The 18,231-nt window shown below is 64.0% G+C and carries 20 protein-coding genes; 9 read left to right on the forward strand and 11 right to left on the reverse strand.

Going from position 1 to position 18,231, the window contains the following annotated elements:
* Positions 1–6: 6 nt before the first annotated feature.
* Both M8523_RS16465 and M8523_RS16470 read right to left on the reverse strand, forming a co-directional pair.
* A complete protein-coding gene (locus M8523_RS16465) occupies positions 7–993 on the reverse strand; it encodes an FAD binding domain-containing protein (protein WP_282585976.1) in 987 nt (328 codons plus the stop codon).
* Positions 993–1,652, reverse strand: a complete 660-nt coding sequence (locus tag M8523_RS16470; RefSeq protein WP_282585977.1) for a 2Fe-2S iron-sulfur cluster-binding protein — start codon at positions 1,650–1,652, stop codon at positions 993–995. The genes M8523_RS16465 and M8523_RS16470 overlap by 1 nt, the downstream gene beginning before the upstream one ends.
* A gap of 206 nt (positions 1,653–1,858) precedes the next feature.
* Here M8523_RS16470 and M8523_RS16475 point away from each other — a divergent pair, with 206 nt between their 5' ends.
* The 4 genes from M8523_RS16475 to M8523_RS16490 all read left to right on the forward strand — a co-directional run bounded on the left by M8523_RS16475 (position 1,859) and on the right by M8523_RS16490 (position 3,689).
* Positions 1,859–2,617, forward strand: a complete 759-nt coding sequence (locus tag M8523_RS16475; RefSeq protein WP_282585978.1) for a heme ABC transporter permease — start codon at positions 1,859–1,861, stop codon at positions 2,615–2,617.
* Positions 2,617–2,760 carry a heme exporter protein CcmD gene (gene ccmD / locus M8523_RS16480; protein WP_282585979.1) on the forward strand — a complete coding sequence of 48 codons (144 nt, stop codon included), beginning with the start codon at positions 2,617–2,619 and terminating at the stop codon, positions 2,758–2,760. The genes M8523_RS16475 and ccmD overlap by 1 nt, the downstream gene beginning before the upstream one ends.
* Positions 2,757–3,347, forward strand: a complete 591-nt coding sequence (locus M8523_RS16485; RefSeq protein WP_282585980.1) for a DsbE family thiol:disulfide interchange protein — start codon at positions 2,757–2,759, stop codon at positions 3,345–3,347. The genes ccmD and M8523_RS16485 overlap by 4 nt, the downstream gene beginning before the upstream one ends.
* Positions 3,348–3,533: 186 nt before the next feature.
* The gene (locus M8523_RS16490; RefSeq protein ID WP_282585981.1) at positions 3,534–3,689 is read left to right on the forward strand and encodes a hypothetical protein; all 156 of its coding nucleotides are present in this window, start codon (positions 3,534–3,536) and stop codon (positions 3,687–3,689) included.
* A 9-nt stretch (positions 3,690–3,698) separates the two neighbouring features.
* On the opposite strand, the gene hpt is transcribed toward M8523_RS16490, so the two are convergent.
* Positions 3,699–4,235, reverse strand: a complete 537-nt coding sequence (gene hpt, locus M8523_RS16495) for a hypoxanthine phosphoribosyltransferase (protein ID WP_282585982.1) — start codon at positions 4,233–4,235, stop codon at positions 3,699–3,701.
* Between the two features lie 320 nt (positions 4,236–4,555).
* Complete coding sequence (locus M8523_RS16500) at positions 4,556–5,581, reverse strand: glycosyltransferase family 2 protein (RefSeq protein ID WP_282585983.1); 1,026 nt, start codon at positions 5,579–5,581, stop codon at positions 4,556–4,558.
* Between the two features lie 288 nt (positions 5,582–5,869).
* Here M8523_RS16500 and ftsE point away from each other — a divergent pair, with 288 nt between their 5' ends.
* The 3 genes from ftsE (at position 5,870) to M8523_RS16515 (ending at position 8,303) form a co-directional block, all read left to right on the forward strand.
* Positions 5,870–6,532 carry a cell division ATP-binding protein FtsE gene (ftsE, locus tag M8523_RS16505; RefSeq protein ID WP_282585984.1) on the forward strand — a complete coding sequence of 221 codons (663 nt, stop codon included), beginning with the start codon at positions 5,870–5,872 and terminating at the stop codon, positions 6,530–6,532.
* An 18-nt stretch (positions 6,533–6,550) separates the two neighbouring features.
* Positions 6,551–7,534 carry a cell division protein FtsX gene (locus tag M8523_RS16510; protein WP_282585985.1) on the forward strand — a complete coding sequence of 328 codons (984 nt, stop codon included), beginning with the start codon at positions 6,551–6,553 and terminating at the stop codon, positions 7,532–7,534.
* 103 nt (positions 7,535–7,637) lie between these two features.
* Positions 7,638–8,303, forward strand: coding sequence for a YdcF family protein (locus M8523_RS16515; protein WP_282585986.1), 666 nt, complete (start codon positions 7,638–7,640; stop codon positions 8,301–8,303).
* A 27-nt stretch (positions 8,304–8,330) separates the two neighbouring features.
* Here M8523_RS16515 and odhB read toward each other — a convergent pair whose 3' ends face one another.
* From odhB to mdh, 6 genes are all read right to left on the reverse strand, one after another.
* Entirely contained in the window at positions 8,331–9,563 is a 1,233-nt protein-coding gene (odhB, locus tag M8523_RS16520; protein WP_282585987.1) for a 2-oxoglutarate dehydrogenase complex dihydrolipoyllysine-residue succinyltransferase, read from the reverse strand.
* A 3-nt stretch (positions 9,564–9,566) separates the two neighbouring features.
* Positions 9,567–9,899, reverse strand: coding sequence for a YciI family protein (locus M8523_RS16525; RefSeq protein WP_282585988.1), 333 nt, complete (start codon positions 9,897–9,899; stop codon positions 9,567–9,569).
* 10 nt (positions 9,900–9,909) lie between these two features.
* Positions 9,910–12,870 carry a 2-oxoglutarate dehydrogenase E1 component gene (locus M8523_RS16530; protein ID WP_282585989.1) on the reverse strand — a complete coding sequence of 987 codons (2,961 nt, stop codon included), beginning with the start codon at positions 12,868–12,870 and terminating at the stop codon, positions 9,910–9,912.
* A 148-nt stretch (positions 12,871–13,018) separates the two neighbouring features.
* Complete coding sequence (gene sucD, locus M8523_RS16535) at positions 13,019–13,906, reverse strand: succinate--CoA ligase subunit alpha (RefSeq protein ID WP_282585990.1); 888 nt, start codon at positions 13,904–13,906, stop codon at positions 13,019–13,021.
* A gap of 218 nt (positions 13,907–14,124) precedes the next feature.
* A complete protein-coding gene (gene sucC / locus M8523_RS16540; protein WP_282585991.1) occupies positions 14,125–15,327 on the reverse strand; it encodes an ADP-forming succinate--CoA ligase subunit beta in 1,203 nt (400 codons plus the stop codon).
* 126 nt (positions 15,328–15,453) lie between these two features.
* Positions 15,454–16,419: a malate dehydrogenase gene (gene mdh / locus M8523_RS16545; RefSeq protein ID WP_282585992.1), complete on the reverse strand. Its 966-nt coding sequence runs from the start codon at positions 16,417–16,419 to the stop codon at positions 15,454–15,456.
* 277 nt (positions 16,420–16,696) lie between these two features.
* On the opposite strand from mdh, the gene M8523_RS16550 reads away from it, so the two are divergent.
* Together M8523_RS16550 and M8523_RS16555 are read left to right on the forward strand one after the other, a co-directional pair.
* Positions 16,697–16,948: a helix-turn-helix domain-containing protein gene (locus M8523_RS16550; protein WP_282585993.1), complete on the forward strand. Its 252-nt coding sequence runs from the start codon at positions 16,697–16,699 to the stop codon at positions 16,946–16,948.
* On the forward strand, positions 16,948–17,343 hold the full coding sequence (locus tag M8523_RS16555) for a hypothetical protein (RefSeq protein WP_282585994.1): 396 nt from the start codon (positions 16,948–16,950) through the stop codon (positions 17,341–17,343). Before M8523_RS16550 ends, M8523_RS16555 begins: the two co-directional genes overlap by 1 nt.
* Before the next feature lie 47 nt (positions 17,344–17,390).
* On the opposite strand, the gene msrA is transcribed toward M8523_RS16555, so the two are convergent.
* Positions 17,391–18,059, reverse strand: a complete 669-nt coding sequence (msrA, locus tag M8523_RS16560) for a peptide-methionine (S)-S-oxide reductase MsrA (protein ID WP_282586035.1) — start codon at positions 18,057–18,059, stop codon at positions 17,391–17,393.
* Positions 18,060–18,231 lie beyond the last annotated feature (172 nt).

The following is an 18,231-nucleotide window of genomic DNA, read 5'->3' on the forward strand; positions in this document are numbered from 1 at the left end:
CGGTCCTCAGGCGGAGTGAGCGGCGGTCGTCAGGACGGAGGCGAGCGTCCGCCGGACCAGCGGAAACTTGAAATCGTTGTGGCCATACCCCTGGCCACCCGCGAGCACGTCCTCGCCGGCCTGCGCGAAAGCCTCCGCATTGGCCTTGGCACCCGCAAGAACTTGCTCGGCCTTCTCCACCCGCCAGGGCTTATGGGCCAAGCCGCCGAAGGCCATGCGGGCCTGCTTGATCATGCCGCCCTCCGCGTCGACGACGGCGGCCACCGACACGAGCGCGAAGGCATAGGAGGCGCGATCGCGGACCTTGCGATAAATCTGCACGCCCTTGGGCGGCGGCGGAAGGGTCACGGCGGTGATCATCTCGCCCGGCTTCAGGTTTGTCTCGATGTTGGGCGTCTTGCCCGGCAGGCGATGGAGGTCCGCGATCGGGATCTTGCGGTCGCTGCCATCGGGCGACACCGTCTCCAACGTGGCATCGAGCACCCGCATCGCCACCGCCATGTCGGAGGGATGGGTCGCGATGCACTCGTCCGACGTTCCCATAATGGCCAGGATGCGGTTGAACCCGCCGATGGCCGAACATCCGGAGCCCGGCTCACGCTTGTTGCAAGGCTTTGTCGTATCGTAGAAATAATAGCAGCGCGTCCGCTGCAGCAGGTTGCCGGCCGTGGTGGCCTTGTTGCGCAACTGGCCCGAGGCTCCGGCCAGCAGCGCGCGGCTGAGCACGCCATAATTCTTGCGCACGCGCGGATCGGCAGCAAGATCGCTGTTGCGGACGAGCGCGCCGATCTTCAAGCCTCCGTCCGAGGTGTCTTCGACCTTGTCGAGGGGCAGACGATTGACGTCGACGAGGTGGGTCGGGGTCTCGACTTCGAGCTTCATCAGGTCGAGCAGATTGGTGCCGCCCGCGATGAATTTGGCATTGGGCTTGGCCATGATGGCCTTGGCGGCGTCCGCGAGCGTGGTCGGGCGCTCATACGTGAAGGCTTTCATCAGGCTGCTCCCTTCGCGTCCTGGATGGCCGCCACGATATTGGGGTAGGCGCTGCAACGGCAGATGTTGCCGCTCATGCGTTCGCGGATCTCGACGTCGGTCAACTCCGGCGTCTTGGTCAGATCGGCCGTGACGACGCTCGGGAAACCGGCCTTGTGCTCGTGCAACATGCCGGCGGCCGACATGATCTGGCCAGGCGTGCAATACCCACATTGGAAGCCGTCGTGATGCACGAAGGCGGCCTGCAGCGGGTGGAGGGTCTCCCCGTCCGCCATGCCTTCGATCGTAGTGATCTCGTCGCCTTCGTGCATGGCTGCGAGCGTCAGGCAGGAATTGATGCGGCGGCCATCGACCAGCACCGTGCAGGCGCCGCATTGCCCATGGTCGCACCCCTTCTTCGAGCCCGTGAAGCCGATGTGCTCCCGCAAGGCATCGAGCAACGTCGTGCGTGTGTCGAGGGTAAGCGCCTGAACCTTGCCGTTGACCTTGAAGCTGACCGGCATCGTCGAGACGCCGGGATCAGTTGACAGGACGGGTGGCGCCTGAGGATTGACTTCGGCCGCAAACCCCGGCCGGAGGTATCCGAGCACGGCAAAAGCCGCACCGGTTTCGAGAACACGCCGTCGCGTGATCCCGCATGGATGATCGCCTGCACTCATAATGTGCGCCTTGAAGGTTTTGGTTGGATCGATCTCGCTGAAGACCCGCCGGCATATCCGGCACCTGGATCGGCAGAGTCAGTTCTCAACAGTCTGTAACGTGCGGAGGCCCTGTGCGGGTTCCGCCTGGATGAAGTTGCGTCAAGACGCCGCCAGAACGTGTGCCGCCTGTTGCGGTCGCCCAAAGGACAGCTTAAACCTGGGGCATGATCGCCTACGCGAACCCCGCCAATTTCATGCGGCTTTCGGGACGGCTGCTGCCCTGGCTGGCGGCGGTGACGGGCCTGATCCTCGCGGTTGGGCTTTATCTCGCCTTCTTCGTTGCACCGCCGGATTATCAGCAGGGTGAAACGGTGCGGATCATGTTCATCCATGTGCCAGCGGCCTGGGTGGCGTCCTTCAGCTACATCACCATGACGGGTGCTGCGCTCGGCACGCTCGTGTGGCGTCATCCCCTCGCCGATGCGGCCCAGAAGGCCGCGGCGCCGCTTGGGGCCGTTTTCACCTTCATCTGTCTCGTCACGGGCTCGCTGTGGGGCAAGCCCATGTGGGGCACCTATTGGGTCTGGGACGCGCGTCTCACCTCCGTCCTTGTGCTGTTCCTCATCTACCTCGGCCTGATCGGCCTGTGGCAGGCGATCGACGAGCCAGGCCGGGCCGCCCGCGCGGCGGCGATCCTGACACTGGTCGGCGTGATCAACATCCCGATCGTCAAATTTTCCGTCGATTGGTGGAACACCCTCCACCAGCCGGCATCGGTGTTCCGCATGGGAGGACCGACGATGGATCCCTCCATGCTCTGGCCGTTGCTGATCATGGCGGTCGGCTTCACCTTGCTGTTCGTGACGCTGCACACCTATGCGATCCGAACCGAGATCCTGCGTCGGCGTGCGCGGCGGCTGATGTTGAACGCCGCCGCGGGTGAGCCCGCGACCCAATTCACAATCATGGAGGCCACGCCGTGATGGCCGTGCCGCACATCGGATTCATCCTGGCCGCCTATGCGCTGACCCTGCTGGTGCTCGGGGGAACGATCCTGGCACTGGTGTACGATCAAAGAACGCAGAAGAAGCTGCTGGCCCGCCTGTCCCGCAACGAGCAGCCATGAGCGCCCATCCCGACACCGTCACGCCGCCGGTCCGTGGCAAGCGATCGTTCCTGATCCTGCCGCTGCTGTGTTTCCTGTCCCTGGCCGGCTTGTTCTTCCTTCGCCTGCAGGCGGGCGATCCATCCATGCTGCCCTCCGTGCTGATCGGCCGCCCCGCGCCGCCCTTCACGCTCAAGCCGCTGCCGGACCTCGGCGTCCCGGGTCTGAAAGACGCGGATCTACGAGCCGGCCATGTCACGCTCGTCAACGTCTTCGCCTCCTGGTGCGTCGAATGCCATGACGAGCATGGAATGTTGATGGGCCTCGCCCAGGACCCTGACCTGAAGGCGAAGGGCGTCACGCTGAGCGGCATCGCCTACAAGGACAAGCCGGAGGATGCGCGCCGCTATCTCGGCGCGAAAGGCAATCCCTTCATGGCGGTGGGAAACGATGAATCCGGGCGCACCGGCATCGATTTCGGGGTTTACGGCGTTCCGGAAACCTTCGTGGTGAAAGGCGACGGGACGATTGCGTTCAAGCTGATCGGCGGCGTCACGCCGGGAAATGTCGCGCTGTTCAAGGCCGAGATCGACAAGGCGCTGCACTGAGCCGCTCCCGCACGGATCCCTGGCGTGGATCGGTCAAAGGCGAGCAATGTTTTTCAGGCTTGGAAAAGAGCTGGTCAGCTAGCGTATGGGCCTGATCTTCTCGAGCCGGCACCGATGACCTGCATCTCCGCCTTTTCCGATCTACCGGCGATTGCCCCGCCACATCCGCGCAGGACAGGGCGCCGCATGTCGATGCGCGCCTTATGCTCCGTGGCACGCGCGGGCGCCCTGATCCTGGCTGTCGCAAACCTGACCGTGCCTGACGCGGTGATCCATGCCAAATGGTTCAAGCTCGGCCTGATCCTCGACAGCGCGCACCACTACTATGCGGCACAGACCTGACGCTCGACGTCAGGCACCTTCGACGACCCCGATGAACGGCAACTGGCGAAACGAATGCGCCACATCCATGCCGTATCCCACGACGAACAGGTCGGGGCAGGTGAAACCTACGAAATCGGCATCCACTTGGACGGCACGCTTGCCGGGCTTCTCCAGCATCACGCCGATCATCACGCGCCGTGCGCCCCGCGCGGCCAGAAGATCCTTGGCGAAAGCTAGGGTGCGGCCGGATTCGAGAATGTCGTCGAGGATCAGCACGTCACGCCCCGCGACGGGCGAATCGATGTCCTTCAGAATGGCAACCTGGCCGGACGAGACCGTGCCGCGCAGATAGCTCGAAAGGTGCATGAACTCGACTTGAGGGTCGAGGTTTTCGCGGTGGAGCGCGCGCACGAGGTCGGCCGCGAAGATGAACGATCCTTTCAGAACCGCGATGACGAGCAGGTCCCTGAGGTCACGGGTCGCCACCTCCTGCGCCAGCGTGGCAATCCGGCCGGCGATCGCGTGCTCGTCGAAGAGCACCCGCACTGTCCTGTTCTCAACCATACGATCACTGCTTCCCGACCGATGTGCCCGCGTGGCGGCACCAATCGGGCGATCATGCCGGTTTCGAGCCGGCGGAGCCAGAAGCCTTGTGGGGAAGCGCTTCTCTCGTCTGCGAACCCGGCGCCGAGGCTGGCCCGCCGAGGCGTCGCCGGAAGCCGTCGAAGATGCCGGATGGCGACTCATCGAGAGCCGTGATGGAACGGCTTAAGCGTCGATCCGGACCGGCAGACAGGCGGGTTGCTCGGCTTTGCAGAGTTTAGAAGCGGCAGGCGGCACCGCCGCGGACCGCCCGTTCTTTCCACCGGGGCCTTAAGCCTGCGCTACCGTGCGCGGGCCATACGCCGAAATGCACCGAGACCTCCGAACAGCCGGCCCAGCCGCAGACCGACTCGGCCCAGAAGCGCCGATTGCATCGCGAAGGACGCTATGAGGAAGAAGACCCGTTGGTTCCGATGAAGACGCGGAACGATCACATGGCGCAGCGTCGCGGCCGTCGTCCGAAGGTCCAGCCAATTGTCGGCGCGGAGCGCTCGCGCATATTCATCCAGCAATAGCCGCACGAAGCGCGGCGCGATGAGGTTCCGGCTGAACCACCGACCCGGCGATGCCTCGTCGGGAAAGGCCGCGAAAAGCTTGTCGGCATAGATGAGACGCGAGCGCGCCATGATTGGCGAGAAGGATGTGGAGCCGGCATGGATGCGCCACTGGGACAAGGGTTTGTCCAGGTAGACGTGGGTGTAACCGGCTCGGAACATCCGCAGGAAGAGGTCATCATCCTCATAGCCGCACAGACGCTCATCAAAGCCGCCGACGGCGTCAAACGCGGCTCTCACAATGAGCGACGCAGAAGGAAGGACGAACATGTCGTCGCGAAGACAATCCTGGACCGAGGTTTTGGGATGACGGCTGGGCAGTCGGTCGAGCTTACGGCGCAGGACGACGGCGCCGGCTTCATCGATCTCGTCGAGGTTGCTGTAGACCCAGCCGAGCCTGCCGGCTTCGGAGTGCAGGATCGTCCTTTCGAGCTCCTCAAGGTGAAACGGATACCAGAGGTCGTCCTGATCCAGAAAGGCGATGTGAGAGCCGTTGGACAGACGCACGCCCAGGTTTCGCGCCGAGGACTGGCCGCCATTGCCCCTTGCGACCAGACGAATCGGATACACCGCGGCCAAACGCGTCACGATGGCGGGACCGTCATCCGTGGAGCCGTCGTCGACGACGATGATCTCGTCGGCGGCCCGGATTTGCGTGACGATGCTCATCAGCGCCGCTTCAATGAAAGCCGCCCCATTGTAGAGCGGGACAACCGCCGCAATTGTCAGCGATTCTTGATCCCGTTCCGGCATCGTGGTTCCCTCGCCATGCTGATCAAACGATAGGTGGGAAAAATGCCCACAAAGAGGCGCGAGAGATTTGAAGATCATTTGGCCTAGCGCTTTGAGCGTGGCCCTCAGGCTGGCGCCGTACGAACGGCCGACCAACACTGCCATCCGGATAGCTTATCGGACCGCATCGTAGTTAATGCTGGATTAACATTGCCGGACTACAGAGGGACAAATCGGTGTCCGGCATCAATCTGAAGGCGAACCGAACGGCCGCCCCCAAAGCCGTCGCCACGCGTGAGGGTGTGCCGCTTGGTCCGCTTTGAGAATGTCGGCTTGCGATACGGGATGGGGCCGGAGATCCTCAAGGATCTCACCTTCTCGATCGAACCTCAGACGTTTCAGTTTCTCACCGGGCCCTCAGGGGCCGGCAAGACGACGCTGATGCATTTGATCTTGCTGTCCCTGAAACCCACCCGGGGTCTCATTACCCTGTTTGGCCAGGATGCGACCACGCTCGACAAGAATGCCATCACGGCGCTGCGTCGGAAGATCGGTGTCGTGTTTCAGGATTTCCGCCTGCTCGATCATCTGACCACCTACGAGAATGTGGCCTTGCCACTGCGGGTTCAGGGTCGCGAAGAAACGGCCTATCGGGCGGAAGTCGTGGAATTGCTCAAATGGGTCGGGCTCGGCGAGAGAATGCATGCATTGCCCCAGGTTCTCTCAGGGGGTGAAAAGCAGCGCGCCGCCATTGCCCGGGCCCTCATCGTACGGCCGGAACTCCTCCTGGCCGACGAACCGACCGGTAACGTCGACCCGCCTCTCGCCCGACGGCTGTTGCGCCTCTTCGTCGAATTGCACAAATCCGGGACCTCGGTGGTGATCGCCACGCATGATCTGGGACTGATGGAGCAGTTCGAGGACGCACGCCGGCTGGTGCTCGGCGACCGCCGCCTGCATGTCTATGACTGACCGCGAGGCACCCGGGCGATGAGCGAGAAACCGGCGCCACAGGTCGTTCGCGTCGATCCAACTGCGGCCGCTGCGCCGGCGACGGACACGAATGAGCTCACGCTCAGCCGCAACGCCCCACTCGTCCCTGCGGCCTCCATCGCGAGCCGATCGCTCGTGACCGTCATTGCCATCATGACGTTTCTCAGCGCGCTCGCGGCGGGCAGCGGCCTGTTGATCGCCGGGGCGTCGCAGGATTGGCAACGCTCGGTCGCAAGCGAGATGACGGTGCAGATCCGTCCGCTGGCCGGGCATGATCTCGAGGACGAAGTCACCAAGGCTGCCGCCATCGTGCGAGCCACGGAGGGGGTGTCGAGCGTCGAGGTCTATGCAAAGGACGCTTCCGAGAAGCTGCTCGAACCCTGGCTCGGGACCGGATTGAACCTCGATGAGTTGCCCGTGCCGCGTCTCATCGCGGTCAAGACCGACCCGAGCCATCCGCCCGATCTACCGGCGCTCCGCCAACGCCTCGCGGCGGCGATTGCCGGCGCCAGCGTCGACGATCACCAGCTCTGGTTCGCCTGGCTCGCGACCATGGCCAATACGGTCGTGGTGATCGCGAGCCTGATCTTCGCGCTCGTGCTCGTCGCCATGTTTCTCACTGTCGCCTTTGCGACGCGTGGCGCCATGGCCGGAAACCACGAGATCATCGGCATCCTGCATTTCGTCGGCGCCGAGGATCGTTTCATCGCGCGCGAGTTCCAGCACCATTTCCTGCGCCTCGGCCTGCGTGGTGGCACCATCGGCGGTCTTTGTGCCGTCGCGTCGTTTCTCGCCGCAGGGCTCGTCCGGGCGCATCTGCAAGCGACGCCGGGCGGCGATGAGCTGGAAGCTCTGTTCGGAACGTTCTCGCTCGGTTTCAAGGGCTACGCGACGATCGTCGCGATCTCCCTCTCGATCGCGGTCGCGACCGGCGCCATGTCGCGGGCGATCGTCTTCCGTCACCTGCAGAAGATGGGGTGATGCGGTCTCCCCCTCCTTCGCACCCGCTGCCGTATGACGGCCTCATTGGCGGAGGAATGATCGTCATCGCACCGAACAGCCGAAGCGGGAGGACCGGACGCGCATGAAGGGTCGCGACCGAGCGGCGGCACTCCCGTTCCCAACCGGGCGCGCGTGGCGCGTCGCATGTGGTGTGGTCCTGATCGGCACCGTGGCGATGGGGCTCGGGTTTCTGCGTTTTGCGGAGAGTTTGACGACCCGCGAAACCGTCCCGGCCCGGCATGCGGACGGCCTCGTCGTCCTCACGGGAGGCGCCGATCGGGTGTCAGACGCTGTCGAGTTGCTGGTCGACGGCAGAGCCGACAGGCTTCTCATCACGGGCGTCAATCCGACGACCTCGCCTGAAAGCCTCGCCCGACGGGTGCCGAAAGTCCGGACCCTTGTGGACTGCTGTGTGACGCTCGGCTACCGGGCGCTCGATACGAGCGGCAACGCCAAGGAAACGGCGCAATGGGTGGCGGCGAATCACATCCGGTCGCTGATCGTCGTCACATCCAACTACCACATGCCCCGCGCGCTCGCCGAAATCGCTCAAGCGGTCGACGACGTGGAGCTGGTACCCTACCCCGTGGTCAGTGAGACGGCCAAGGATTGCCCCTGGTGGCAAAGCCTGCATCGCACCCGACTCATCGCGTCGGAATATCTGAAATACGTCGTGGTCATGGTGCGGCAGACCCTGCTGCCGCGCCCAAAACCCAGCGGTCCCGCCGTCATCGCCCAGGGCGGCTGACGGCTTCCTTCGCGAACCCCGGCGCGCCTAAACGTCGAGCACGAGCCGGGAGGGATCTTCCAGGGCTTCCTTGACCCGCACCAGGAATGTCACGGCCTCCCGTCCATCGACGATGCGATGGTCATAGGACAGGGCGAGATACATCATCGGCCGCACCTCGACCTTGCCGCCGATCACCACCGGACGCTCCTGGATCTTGTGCATGCCCAGAATGCCCGATTGCGGGGCGTTGAGGATCGGGGTCGACATGAGCGACCCATAGATGCCGCCATTGGTGATGGTGAACGTGCCGCCCTGCATGTCCTCCATCTTCATGGTGCCGTCGCGGGCGCTCTTTCCGAAGGCCGCGATGGTCTTTTCGATTTCGGCGAGATTGAGCGCGTCCGCATCCCGCACCACGGGAACCACGAGCCCCTTCTCGGTGCCGACCGCGATGCCGACATGGTAGAAATTCTTGAACACGATGTCGTTGCCGTCGATCTCCGCATTGACGGCCGGCAATTCGCGTAGCGCGCTGACGCAGGCTTTGACGAAAAAGCCCATGAACCCGAGCTTGGCGCCGTGCTTCTTCTCGAACACATCCTTGTAGCGGCTGCGGAGCGCCATGACGCCGCTCATGTCGACCTCGTTGAAGGTCGTCAACATGGCGGCGGTGTTCTGGGCGTCCTTGAGGCGCCGGGCGATGGTCTGCCGCAGCTTCGTCATGCGGACGCGTTCTTCGCGCGCGGCGTCGGTGGGCTTCGAGGGCGCACGTGGAACCGGCGCGGGTTGCGGCTTCGGCTCGGGAGCTCGCGCCGCGACAGGCGCTTCCTCACGCAATGCGCTGAGAACGTCGCCCTTCAGAACCTGGCCGCGTTTGCCGGACCCCGCCACGGACTCGGTGTCGAGGCCATTCTCGGCCGCGATCTTGGCCGCCGAGGGCGCCGGCGGCATGCTGGTTCCGGACTTGGCGGCCGGCGTTGGAGCAGGTGCAGGAGCGGCAGCGGGCTTCGGGGCTTCGGCCTTGGCGGCAGGCGCAGCCCCGGCGGCATCGATCTGCCCGAGCAACGCGCCCGGCTCCACCGTCTCGCCGTCCTTGGCCACGATCTCGGAGAGGACACCGGCTGCAGGCGCATTGACTTCCAGCGTGACCTTGTCGGTTTCCAGTTCCAGCAGCGGCTCATCCGCCTTGACGGTCTCGCCGGGCTTCTTGAACCACTTGCCGATCGTCGCCTCGGAGACCGATTCGCCCAGTGTGGGCACGCGGATTTCGGTTGCCATCGTTCAGCGTCTCGCGGTGGTTTGCAGGTCGGCGGTCAAGCCGCGAACATAGGTTCGGGGCATCGGAGATATCTCGTAACTGAAACCGAGGCCGGCTCCAAGGATCGGGTCGTCCTCGATGAGGGCGCGCGCGTCCGCTTCGGTCTCGGCCCGCACGATTCCGAGGCCCCAGGCCCCCTTGGGGTCGAGCACCGGGCCGAACACGACGGCATTGCCGCGAGCGAGCAACTCGTTCCAGTAATCGGCGTGCCGACCCATGACGGCCGCCTCGGCGTCCGTCATGTCATGCGCGATGGTCGGCCGCGGTGCGTTGAGCCGGCTGAAGAAATAGGCCATCGTCCGTCCGTTAGCCCGCGAAGACGTCGTCCAGGAAGGCCTTGAGCTGAGCCAGATGCTTCGACATCAAACCGGTCGCCGTGGCAGCCGCAGCCGGTCGGCCCGCGTAGCGCGGGCGCTTCGCCTTGATGTCACACTGGTTCAGCACCCATTCGAGATAAGGGTCGACGAAGGTCCAGGATCCCATGTTCTTGGGCTCTTCCTGGCACCACACAACATCGGCGTTCTTGAAGCGACCGAGTTCCGCGACAAGGCGCTTCAGCGGGAACGGATAGAGCTGCTCGACGCGCATCAGATAGACATCGTCGATGCCCCGCTTTTCGCGCTCCTCGAACAGGTCGTAATAGACCTTGCCCGAGCAGAGAACGACACGGCGGATCTTGGCATCCGGCTGTAGCGTGATCGGCCCGGTGCTCGTCGCCGCATCGTCGAGCAGGACGCGATGGAAGGTCGATCCGTCGGCGAGGAGATCCAGCGTCGACACGGCCCGCTTGTGCCGCAGCAGTGACTTCGGCGTCATCAGGATCAGCGGCTTGCGGATGTCGCGCTTCAACTGGCGGCGCAGGATGTGGAAGTAGTTCGCAGGCGTCGTCACATTGGCGACCTGCATGTTGTCTTCCGCGCACATCTGCAGGAAGCGCTCGAGGCGGGCGGAGGAATGCTCCGGCCCCTGGCCTTCGTAGCCATGCGGCAGCAGGCAAACAAGGCCCGACATGCGCAGCCACTTGCGCTCGCCGGATGAGACGAACTGGTCGAACACCACCTGGGCGCCGTTGGCGAAATCGCCGAACTGGCCTTCCCACAGCGTCAGGGCATTGGGCTCGCTCAGCGAATAGCCGTATTCGAAGCCGAGCACGGCCTCTTCGGACAGCATCGAGTTGATGACTTCGTAATTGGCCTGGCCGTCCCGGATGTTGTTGAGTGGGATCAGCCGGGCCTCGGTCTCCTGGTCGATCAGCACGGAATGGCGCTGCGAGAAGGTGCCGCGCTCCGAATCCTGTCCCGACAGGCGAACCGGCCTTCCCTCGTCAAGGAGCGACCCGAACGCGAGCGCCTCGGCGGTGGCCCAATCGAGCCCCTCGCCGGTCTCGATCATCTTGCGCCGGTTGTCGAGGAAGCGGCCGATCGTCTTATGGACGTTGAACCCCTCGGGAACGGTCGTGATCCGATTGCCGATGAGCTTGAGCTTGCCCAGTTCAACGCCGGTCGCGCCGCGACGCTCCTCGTCGCTCATCTCGCCGCCGGCATATTTCAGCCCCGACCAGCGTCCGTCGAGCCAATCGGCCTTGTTGGGACGGTAGCTCTGCCCAGCCTCGAACTCGGCGTCGAGGCGCGAGCGCCATGTGGCCTTCGCGGCATCGACCTCGGCTTGGCTCACCACGCCCTCGGCAAGCAGCTTCTTGGCGTAGATGTCCAGCGTGGAAGGGTGACCCTTGATCTTCTTGTACATCAGGGGCTGAGTGAAGCCCGGCTCATCGCCTTCGTTGTGACCGAAGCGGCGATAGCAGAACATATCGATGACGACCGGCTTGTGGAATTTCTGCCGGAACTCGATCGCGATCTTAGCCGCGAATGTCACGGCTTCCGGATCGTCGCCATTCACATGGAAGATCGGTGCCTCGATCATCTTGGCGACGTCGCTTGGGTAGGGCGACGACCGCGAATAGCGCGGATAGGTCGTGAAGCCGATCTGGTTGTTGATGATGAAGTGGATCGAGCCGCCGGTGCGGTGCCCCTTCAGCCCGGACAGGCCGAAGCATTCCGCGATCACGCCCTGGCCCGCGAAGGCGGCATCGCCGTGCAGAAGCAGCGGCAGGACCTGGGTCCGGTCGATCGTGTCGCCGAGTTGATCTTGCTTGGCCCGCACCTTGCCCAGCACCACCGGATCGACGATCTCGAGATGCGACGGGTTCGCGGTCAACGAGAGATGCACGGTGTTGCCGTCGAAATCGCGATCCGAAGAGGCACCCAGGTGGTATTTGACGTCGCCCGAGCCTTCCACCTCGCTCGGCGAGGCGGAGCCGCCCTTGAACTCGTGGAAGATCGCCCGGTGCGGCTTGTGCATGACGTTGCTCAGTACGTTGAGCCGGCCCCGGTGGGCCATGCCGAGCACGATCTGCTTCACGCCGAGCGCGCCGCCGCGCTTGATGATCTGCTCCAGCGCCGGGATCATCGATTCACCGCCATCGAGCCCGAAGCGCTTCGTCCCGGTGTAACGAACATCGAGAAACTTCTCGAAGCCTTCGGCCTCGACCAATTTGTTGAGGATGGCGCGCTTGCCTTCCGGCGTGAAGGAAATCTCCTTGTCGGGCCCTTCGATACGGAGCTGCATCCATGCCTTCTCGTCGGGATCCGACATGTGCATGAATTCGAAACCGATGGTCGAGCAATAGGTGCGGCGCAGGATCGCGACCATCTCGGGCACGGTCGCGTATTCCAGCCCAAGCACGTTGTCGATAAAGATCGGACGATCGTAGTCGGCTTCGGTGAAACCGAAGCTCGACGGGCTCAGCTCCTCGCGGTCGCGCGTGGGTTCGAGCCCGAGCGGATCGAGGTCGGCATGCAGATGGCCGCGCATCCGGAAGGCGCGGATCATCATGATCGCCCGCACGCTGTCCTGCGTGGCGAGCTTGACGTCGGCCCCGGACACCGGCTGACCGGCCTCCTGCTTCTTCAGCTTGATCTTGTCGCCGACCGCCTTCTCAATCGTGGCCCAGTTGCCGTCGAGCGCGGAGACGAGTTCGCCGTTGGCGACCTGCGGCCAATTCGGGGCCTTCCATGAGGCACCGCGGGCATTGCTCTCGACAGCGGACGGGTCGTCGTTCAACCCGTCGAAGTAGGAGCGCCACTGCGGGTCGACACTCGATGGATCCTGTTCATAGGCGGCCTGGAGCTGTTCCAGGTAGGCCGCATTGCCCCCGTAAAGAAAACTCGGCTCAACCGCGCCTTGGGGTTGCTCTCCACGTGCCATGATCAAAACGTCCTGGGAGCCCCGATGGGCTCCAATGTCGCAAATTGCGAAACGAGATGGGCCTTACATGAGGTTGCCCGATGTCTCTAACAACCAGGTTACGGCGCAGCCGGCACCTTTGGCTTTCGAGACACGCGGTTAACCCCGACTAACCCGCCTTCAACACGTCCACCAAGGTTTTTCCGAGGCGCGCCGGCGACGGCGACACCCGAATGCCCGCGGCTTCCATCGCGGCGATCTTGTCCTCCGCGCCGCCCTTGCCGCCCGAGATGATTGCACCCGCATGGCCCATGCGGCGTCCGGGAGGCGCGGTGCGGCCCGCGATGAAGCCGACCATCGGCTTCTTGCGGCCCCGCTTCGCTTCGTCCAGCACGAACTGCGCCGCGTCTTCCTCGGCCGAACCGCCGATTTCACCGATCATCACGATCGATTCGGTCTTGGGGTCAGCCAGGAACATTTCGAGGATGTCGATGAATTCCGTCCCCTTGACCGGGTCGCCGCCGATGCCGACGGCCGTCGTCTGACCGAGGCCCTCGCGCGTCGTCTGGAACACGGCCTCGTAGGTCAGCGTGCCGGAGCGCGACACGATGCCGACGGAGCCCTGCTTGAAGATGTTGCCCGGCATGATGCCGATCTTGCATTCGCCCGCCGTCATCACGCCCGGGCAGTTCGGCCCGATGAGGCGCGACTTCGAGCCGGACAACGATCGTTTGACCTTGATCATGTCGGCGACCGGAATACCTTCCGTGATGCAGACGATGAGCGGGATCTCGGCATCGATCGCCTCGCAGATCGCATCGGCGGCGCCCGGCGGCGGCACGTAGATCACAGAGGCATCGGCTCCGGTCGCCTCACGGGCCTCCTTCACGGTGTCGAACACCGGCAGGTTCAGGTGCATGAGGCCGCCTTTGCCGGGCGAGGTCCCACCGACCATCTTGGTGCCGTAGGCGATGGCCTGTTCGGAATGAAAGGTGCCGTTCTTGCCGGTGAACCCCTGGCAGAGGACCTTGGTGTTGCGATCGATCAGGACGGACATGCGGCAGTTTCCGTGAAAGTCGTGCGATCTAGGATCGCGAACAGAATTCTTGCTGAGTCAACCGGGCCCTCAGCCGTCGTAGCCGGGCTCGACCCTGCCATCCACGCCTCGATGCGGCCGTCTTTGAGGAGCGCGAGCCCGCAATCCGGCTCTGATGCCCTATTCAAGGCGGGGCATGGCGGTGACGCGCCGAGTTCAGAAATGGTCACGATGCCGCCTTAGCCCTTCGCGGCCTTGACGGCCGCGACCACCTTCTGCGCCGCATCGTCGAGATCATCGGCCGGGATCACGTTGAGCCCCGAATCGCGAATGATCTTCTTGCCCAGTTCCACGTTCGTCCCCTCAAGCCGCACCACGAGCGGCACCTGCAGGCCGACATCTTTCACGGCCGCGATCACGCCTTCGGCGATGACGTCGCAGCGCATGATGCCGCCGAAGATGTTGACCAGGATGCCCTTCACGTTCGGGTCGGCCGTGATGATCTTGAAGGCGGCCGTGACTTTCTCCTTCGTGGCGCCGCCGCCGACGTCCAAGAAATTCGCCGGCGCTTCGCCGTAGAGCTTGATGATGTCCATCGTGGCCATGGCGAGACCGGCACCGTTCACCATGCAGCCGATCGTGCCATCGAGCGTGATGTAGTTGAGGTCGTATTTGGACGCCTCGATCTCCTTCGCGTCCTCTTCCGTCTCGTCGCGCAGCTCAGCGATGTCGGGATGGCGGAACAGCGCGTTGTTGTCGAAGGACACTTTGGCGTCGAGGCAACGCAGCTCGCCCGACTTGGTGACGATCAGCGGGTTGATCTCCAGCATTTCCATGTCGGTCGACACGAAGGCCGTGAAGAGCTGGCCGAGCAGCTTCGCGGCGCTTTTCGCGAGATCGCCCTGAAGATCGAGGGCCTCGGCCAGCGCCCGCCCATGATGCGGCATGATGCCGGTCGCCGGGTCGACCGAGATCGTGTGGAGCTTTTCAGGCGTCTTATGCGCCACCTCTTCGATGTCCATGCCGCCTTCGGTCGAGGCCACGAAGGAAACGCGCGAGGTGGTGCGGTCGACGAGCGCCGAGAGGTAGAGCTCGCGCGAAATATCGGAGCCATCCTCGATATAGAGGCGGTTGACCTGCTTGCCGGCGGGACCGGTCTGGATCGTGACAAGCGTCGAGCCGAGCATCTGCTCAGCGAATTCCTTGACCTCATCGACCGATTTCGCGAGCCGGACGCCGCCCTTGTCGCCGGCCTTGGCCTCCTTGAACTTGCCCTTGCCACGCCCCCCGGCATGGATCTGGCTCTTCACCACCCAAAGCGGACCGGGAAGCTGGCGGGCGGCCGCCTCGGCCTCCTCGGCCTTGACCACCGGCACGCCCTTGGAGACGGGCACGCCGAATGATTTGAGAACGGCCTTGGCCTGGTATTCGTGGATGTTCATGGACGAAACCCCGGTATGCCTTCAGCGAACGAATCCGTCATTGCGAGCGAGCGAAGCAATCCACGTCTGAGCCGCTCACTGGATTGCCACGGCGGCTCCGCCGCCTCGCAACGACGACGGTGTGGGTCAGCCCGCGAAGGCCGGGTTGATCCCCTTGCAGGCCTCGACCAGCGACTTCACCGACTCGACCGATTTCGCGAACATATCGCGTTCGTCCTTGGTCATTTCGATTTCGAGGATCCGCTCGACACCCTTGTCGCCGATCACCACCGGCACGCCGACATACATGCCCTTCACGTCATATTCGCCATCGAGATAGGCCGCGCAGGGCAGCACGCGCTTTTTATCCCTGAGATAGCTTTCCGCCATGGCGATGGCCGACGAAGCGGGGGCATAGAAAGCGGAGCCGGTCTTCAGCAGGTTGACGATCTCGCCGCCCCCCTTGCGGGTGCGCTCGACGATCGCGTCGATCTTTTCATGCGTGGTCCAGCCCATCTTCACGAGATCGGGCAACGGGATGCCGGCCACCGTCGAGTAGCGCACGAGCGGCACCATGTCGTCGCCATGGCCGCCAAGCACGAAGGCGGTCACATCCTCCACCGACACGTCGAATTCCGAGGCCAGGAAATAGCGGAAGCGCGCCGAGTCGAGCACGCCGGCCATCCCGACCACCTTGTTGGCCGGCAGGCCGGAGGCCTTCTGCAGCGCCCACACCATTGCGTCGAGCGGATTGGTGATGCAGATCACGAAAGCGTCAGGCGCATGGGCCCCGATACCCTTGCCGACCGATTCCATCACCTTGAGGTTGATGCCGAGAAGGTCGTCGCGGCTCATGCCGGGCTTGCGCGGCACGCCGGCCGTCACGATCACCACATCGGCGCCCGCAATATCCTTGTAATCGTTGACGCCGGTCATCTTCGCGTCGAACCCTTCCACCGGGGAAGATTCAGCGAGGTCGAGCGACTTGCCTTGCGGGGTCCCTTCCAGAATGTCGAACATCAGCACATCGCCGAGTTCCTTCAGTCCGGCGAGGTGCGCCAGCGTCCCACCGATCTGTCCGGCGCCGATCAGGGCAATCTTCTTGCGAGGCATAAGAGGTCCCTCGTGCGGGCGGCGCCGAAGCGGCACCGAAAAACACACATCGCCGACGGCAGCCGACGGCTGCGCTCTTTTTCTCCAATCCGCCGCCTGTTGCAAGTCACAACCTTAGGCAAGCGATGCGGAGCGGGCGTGGGAGAACAGCGAAATCTGCGGGGCTCCCGACCCACGCGTTGCCCTGTGCCCCCGCAGGCCGTAGAAATGCGGGGGATCTCAGCCAGTCGTCTCATTCCAACCGCCAGGACCGTCGATGCAGCCAGTACAAATCAAGATGGCCCGCGCAGCCCTCGGCCTTAGCGTGGACGATCTCGCCCGTGAGTCCGGAGTCCCCGGGCCGGCCATTACCGACCTGGAGGCTGGCAAAACCGGAAAAGGCGATGTCGTCAGCGCCTTGAATATCTATTTCGCCACGCATGGAATCGAATTGATCGACGACGACGGAGTGCGGGCAAGAACTGCCGCGGCGGGTGGCTTCATCCCGGTGGACCAACTGACCACCGCCAATGACGGCGGGGTGAGCTGATGCGCCGTTTCCAGTTCGCGGCCTTTCTGCTGACACTGAGCCTTGGTTCGGGAAGCGCCCTGGCGGCGGACGCCTCCTATCCATTCGTCGGCAGTTGGATCCGCGCCGATCGGTCCTGCACGGCCTCTCCGACGCGTGAGCGCGTCTACACGGCGCGCGACGTCATCTCCAATCGCAGCAAATGCACGATCCGCCGCGTTGCGTCCGGGTCGGGCGGCTATGAGCTGTTCGAGCGCTGCGACCGCCAGGGGGAGAAGCCCGCCAATATCAGCGAGGTCATTCGCATGACGGGTCCGGACAGCATGGTCCTCACGCGGCAGACGGCGCGTCTCAAACTCTCACGCAGCCTGCATTTCACCCGCTGCCCGGCGGGTGCGTCGAAGCCGGGACGCTAAGCGGGTCGCGGCCGGACCGATCCTTTCAATCCAGCCGCATGATCAGGTCATTCGGCCGCGACGCCGAGTCCGACCGGGCAGCTCACACCTGTCCCCGAGAGGTTGCAATAGCCGTGCGGGACCCGATCGAGATATTGCTGGTGGTACTCCTCAGCGAAGAAGAAGGGCGGCGCCTCTTTGATCTCGGTTGTGATCGGGCCGAAGTCGCCCCCACGCGCCTTCAACGCTTCGCCATAAGCCACTTTCGAGCGCCGCGCGGCCTCCAATTGGGTCGGCGAGGTCGTGTAGATCGCTGAGCGATACTGGGTTCCGACATCGTTGCCCTGCCGCATGCCCTGCGTGGGATCGTGATTTTCCCAGAAGGCCTTCAGCAGCGCCTCGTAGGAGATTTGTTTCGGGTCATAGGCCACGAGCACGACCTCCGTGTGCCCGGTCTGGCCGGAGCAGACCTCCTCGTAGGTCGCGTTGGGGGTTTCACCGCCCGCATAGCCGACCGCGGTGACGTGAATGCCGGGCCCGAGGCGCCAGAACATGCGCTCGGCACCCCAGAAGCACCCCATGCCGAAATAGGCGACCTCGATCCCGGGCGGATACGGCCCCTTCAGCGCATGACGGCCTCCGACCCGGCTCTCAGCCGCAGTCGGGAGGGGCTCCGGTCGCCCCGGGAGCGCTTGCCCTGCCGCCGGCACCGTGGCGGCCTTTCGAAGAAACGACAGCATCGTGATGATCCTTGCGAAGGCAGGCAACCTGCCGCTCCCCTCATGTAGGTATTGCTTCGACGATGGTCAGACGGCGGCAGCGATTTTCTGCGCAACAACGTCATGGCAGGTTGCGCTTGTTCGCGGCCCGACTATAGTGCGCGCCGATCCGCCCCCTTCCCGGCCCTTC

This window comes from Lichenifustis flavocetrariae (genome assembly GCF_026130545.1).
Classification (GTDB): domain Bacteria; phylum Pseudomonadota; class Alphaproteobacteria; order Rhizobiales; family Beijerinckiaceae; genus Lichenihabitans; species Lichenihabitans flavocetrariae.